The sequence below is a fragment of the Amycolatopsis sp. NPDC003861 genome (genome assembly GCF_053605405.1).
On sequence record NZ_JBSGJD010000473.1, the window covers coordinates 1 to 2,976 of the forward strand.

The following is a 2,976-nucleotide window of genomic DNA, read 5'->3' on the forward strand; positions in this document are numbered from 1 at the left end:
GGGTGGTCGTCGTGGCGGCCAGCGCGGCCACGGTGTCGCCGCACGCGGCCGCCCCGCCCGGCCCGCACTGGGCGACCACCACCCGGACGAGCGCCGCCCGGGCCCCGGCGGCCGCCGCCGTGGTGCCGGCGGACTGCGCGGCCACGGTCCGTTCCAGCGCGGCCCCGCTGGCCCGCGCGTCCGACTGGACCCCCAGCAGCAGCGCGGTTCCCGCGCCCAGCAGCACGCACGCCGCCGTGGCCGCCAGCAGGGCGGTGTTCATCGTGCGCCGGAACCGCCGGGCGAGGAACCGCTGGGCCCACCCGAGCGTGCCGAGCAGGACGACCAGCGGGAGCGCCCACAGCAGCGTGATCGCCGGGTCCAGCCATTCGGTGTCCAGTTGGCGGTCGAGCGCGGCCCGCTGGGCGGCTTCGAGCGTGTCGAGCCGCGCGAGGATGCCGTTCTCCGGTGCGGTCAGCAGATCGGACGCCGACAGCAGGTCGCTCGCGGCGAGCGCGCCACCGCCGTCCTGCCGGTAGTGGGCGTCGGCCTGGCCGATGACGCTGTTGTAGGCCGGCAGCAGCCCTTCGATCAGCCGGAGCGTCTGGCTGCCCTGGTCCCCGGCCGCGTTGTGCTCGGCGACCCGGGCGAGCTGCTGGCTGGCCAGGGCGATCCCGTCCTCGTACTGCTCGCTGGGCCCGGTGAGCTGCACCTGGTTGCGTTCGAAGGCCGACATCGCGGCGCGGTGCGCGGCCACGAGCGCCCCCTTGGCGAGCGACACTTCGAGCACCGCGGGCGCGGTCCGCTCCCGCACCTCGGCGAGGCTGGCCCGCACGCCGAGGAAGGTCGCCAGCGCCGTCCCCAGCACCAGCACGCTGCCGGCGACGAGCCCGAGCCGCAGCCACCACAGGGTCTGCCGGGTGGTGCTGATCGCCGTCACGAGGGCGCTCCCGCTGCGAACGGTTCGCCACAGTGCCCGCACCGCTTCGCCGTCGGCCGCGCTTTGTGTCCACAGTGGACGCATTCGCGCGGGGCGCCGCCGGCTTCGGGCGCGACGGCGACGGGTTCCGCCGCACCGGTGTAGGTGGAGATCGTCGACCCGAGCACCAGGGAAAAGCCGTCCCGTGGGCGCACGCCGTCCTTGATCGCGACCGTGCCGTCGTCGCGCAGGTCGATCAACCGGCCCAGGCGCTTGAGGATCTCCGCGTTGCCCAGCTCGGTCGCCAGCCGGACCGCGGTCCCCCATTCGCGCGCCGCCACCACCCGGTCTTCGCGCTCGAAGGCGTCCCAGCCCGCCCGGACCGCGCGGCCCAGCTCCGCCTGGCCCGTGACGCGAGCGACGTTGTCGTCCGGCACGCTGGACAGCGCCAGGTCGTCGGTCAGGTAGCCGACGACGGCCTGTTGTTCGCCGACCGCCTGGTCCGCGCCGGCGAGGAGGGTGACCGTGCCCAGCAACCGGTCTTCGTACCGCGTCAGCTCTCCGGTCTCGACGTCGAGGCAGACGTGGTACTCGCGCAGCTCGTCGCCCCACGCGCCCGTCGGCAGCTCGATCGCGTTCCCCTCCTGGGGATGGCACTGCGCGGTGAGCTCGACCTCGGTCGGGAAGACCTGCTTGACGAACCGCAACCGGCTGTAGGGCATCGTGGTCAGCCGCAGCCGGACGTCCGGCACGGTCCGGCCCATCGCCCGCTCGACCAGGCGCCGGAAGTCCCCGGCGAGTTCGGCGTCCTCCAGGACGGCGTCCGCGCTGCCGCGCAGGACCGACGCGATGCGCTGCAGATCCCGCGGTTCCCAGTCGTCGCCGATGCCCCGGGCGTCGCAGGCGAACCGGCCCTTGGAGCGGTCGAGGGCGGCTTCGAGGGCCCCCGCGCGGTCGGACTCGTTCTTGCCGTCGGTGAGCAGCACCGCGTGCCGGATGGCGGCCGGGGTCTTCGCGAACAGGTCCCGGGCCAGGTCCAGCCACGTGCTCATCGCCGTGCCGCCGCCGGCGATGAGTTCGGACGCCGCCGCCTTCGCCTCGTGGCGGGTCCGCTCGTCCGCCACCGCCAGCGGCGGCTCGGCCGGGTAGACGAGCCGGGCGCGTCCGGTGCATTCGACGACCCCGAACAGGACGCCGTCCCGCAGCGAGCCGACGGCCGCCCGGCAGGCGTGCCGCGCGGCCTCGATCTTCGTCGGCGGCCAGTCCATCGAGCTGGAGCAGTCGACCAGCAGCAGCTCGGCGGTCGCCGGCGGCCCGGCCGCGGGGACGCCGGCCTCGCCCACCCGCACGGTGAGCACGACGTCCATCCGGTCGTCGCTCGGCGCCAGGTACTTGTTCTGGCTCAGCTGGAGGGTGAACGACGGGTCGGGCATCGGGTCACCTTCTCGTCTTCGGCCGGACGGAGTTCGCGAGATCGACCAGGACGCCGTGTTCGTTCCGGTCGCGCGCCCGCTCGGCGAGCCGGCGCAGGGACAGCTCCAGCAGCGACCGCAGGCCGCGTTCGGTGACGCGCTCGCCGAGGAGTGCGCCACCGTTCCAGCCCTCGCCGCCGTCCAGCCCCCTCAGCGCGGCGGTGCGGACCAGTGCCTCCAGCCGGTCGTGGGCCTCCCGGTCGAGGTAGAGCTCGGGCAGCCGCCGCGCCGCGTCGGCGAAGTCGTCCCGGCCCGGCGGCCCGGACGGCAGGCGCCCGGCCCGGATCCGCACGGCGGCGATCCGCGCGGCGTCGTAGTGGCGCGAGATCGGCGGCACGGCGTCGAGCAGGGCGACCGCGGTGTCGCGGCCGTGGTTGCGCAGGGCGCAGCGGGCCAGGCCGAAGGCGGCGCTGACCTGGCCGTGGTCGCGGTGCCACACCGAGCGGTAGCAGCGCTCGGCCTGCTCGGTGTCGCGGCGCAGCTCGGCGCAGAACCCGAGCGCCAGCTTCGGGGCGATCTCGCCGGGCCAGCTGCGGTGCACCCGGTCGAACGCGGCCGCCGCCTGCTCGGCGTCGTCGCGGGCCAGCGCGAGCAGGCCGTGGTGCC

At 75.4% G+C, this 2,976-nt stretch carries 3 protein-coding genes; all 3 read right to left on the reverse strand.

Annotation, left to right across the window (positions count from 1 at the left end):
* Positions 1-919 (reverse strand): hypothetical protein (locus tag ACWEVN_RS47415; protein ID WP_452055651.1); only part of this gene is annotated, 919 nt, incomplete at its 3' end.
* A complete protein-coding gene (locus ACWEVN_RS47420; protein ID WP_452055652.1) occupies positions 916-2,331 on the reverse strand; it encodes a VWA domain-containing protein in 1,416 nt (471 codons plus the stop codon). The genes ACWEVN_RS47420 and ACWEVN_RS47415, both read right to left, overlap by 4 nt.
* A 4-nt stretch (positions 2,332-2,335) precedes the next feature.
* A partial coding sequence (locus ACWEVN_RS47425) for a tetratricopeptide repeat protein (RefSeq protein WP_452055653.1) occupies positions 2,336-2,976 on the reverse strand: 641 nt, incomplete at its 5' end.